Origin of the sequence: Streptomyces sp. NPDC048415, from assembly GCF_040651675.1 — a bacterium.
GTDB lineage: Bacteria > Actinomycetota > Actinomycetes > Streptomycetales > Streptomycetaceae > Streptomyces.
This window is the reverse complement of the sequence record NZ_JBEZKJ010000230.1, coordinates 1-1219: the sequence shown is the minus strand read 5'-3', so window position 1 is coordinate 1219 and position 1219 is coordinate 1. Positions and strand designations below refer to the sequence as shown.

Here is a 1219-nt window from a genome sequence, read left to right as displayed (position 1 = left end):
GATCCGGCGTCGCCGGCGCCGCGCGCCCGCTCGGCGTTGAAGGGTTCGTGTTCGGGGCTGGCACTTGTGTCGTGCGTCTGTCCGGCCGTGTGGTCGTCGCGTAGGGGTGCGGTTTCGCTTGCGGCGGGCGTCTGTTCGGCGTCGCGCGGTTCGTGTGTGGGGCTGGCGCTTGTGCTGCGGGCCTGTCCGGCCGCGGGGACGTTGCGCACGGATCCGTCTTCGCCGGCGCCGCGCGCCCGCTCGGGATCGTGTGCGGGGCCGGCGCCTTCGCCGCGGGCCCGCCCGTCCGCGCCCGCATCGCGCACGGATCCGGCGTCGCCGGCGCCGCGCACCCGGTCGTGCACCGTGTCCGCTTCGCTCGCGACCCGCGCCCGTTCGGCCGCGCCGACGTCGCGCGCGGATCCGGCTTCGCCCGCGAGCCGCGCCGGCCCGGCCGCCGCCCCGCCTTCCACGAGCCGCAGATAGTCGTCCAGCACCATCCCCAGCCCCACGCTCCCGTCCCCGAGGTACGGCAGTGTGCGCCAGCCCTCGTCGACCTCCAGGCCTCCGCCCTTCTGGACGACACAGCACTCCAGGTCCCGGCGCAGCGCCTCGGCGGCCGCGTCCAGGAGGCCGGGGTCGCCGGTGGACTCGTACTGGCGGAGCAGGAAGAGCGCGGGGCCGCTCGCGCCGCGCAGCAGACCGGCGCGACGGCGGGGTGTGTCGGGGCGCGGTTCGGCGAGCCGGGCGACGAGAATCCGCGCGGCCTCGGCGGCGCGCTCGGCGAGCTGAGGCTCGCCGGTGGTGCGGGCCAGGTGCCCGAGAACCAGGCCGAGCCCGGCGAGGCCGCCCTGGAGATCGGACGAGAGATTCTGCCACCGCTCCTTGAGGATCCCGTCGACCAGATCCAGTGCCCGCTGCCGGTGCCCGAGCCGCTCGAGGACGTACGCGACGCCCGCGAGCCCGTCGTACAGCCCGAGCGGCGTTCCGACCGGCACCGGATCGGTGTGGTCGAGCAGCCACCGCTCGCCCTTCTCGTAGCGCCCGGCCCCGGTCGCGTCCAGCGCGTACAGGACGCCCGCGGCCCCGTGTGCGAGTCCGAGCCCGCCGCCGTCGGAGAACTGGGCGATGTCGCCCGGGAAGAGCCGGTCGTCGCGCTCCGGTGTGGCCGACGCCAGGATCGCCTCGACCATCGAGTCGCGACTGGACGGCCAGTCGCCCGGCTCGGGGAGCGAGGAGA

At 76.1% G+C, this 1219-nt stretch carries 1 protein-coding gene; it reads right to left on the bottom strand.

Annotated features, from left to right (window positions below; genetic code table 11):
• On the bottom strand, positions 1–1219 hold a 1219-nt coding region (locus tag AB0D27_RS45515), incomplete at both ends, for a lanthionine synthetase LanC family protein (RefSeq protein ID WP_362521558.1).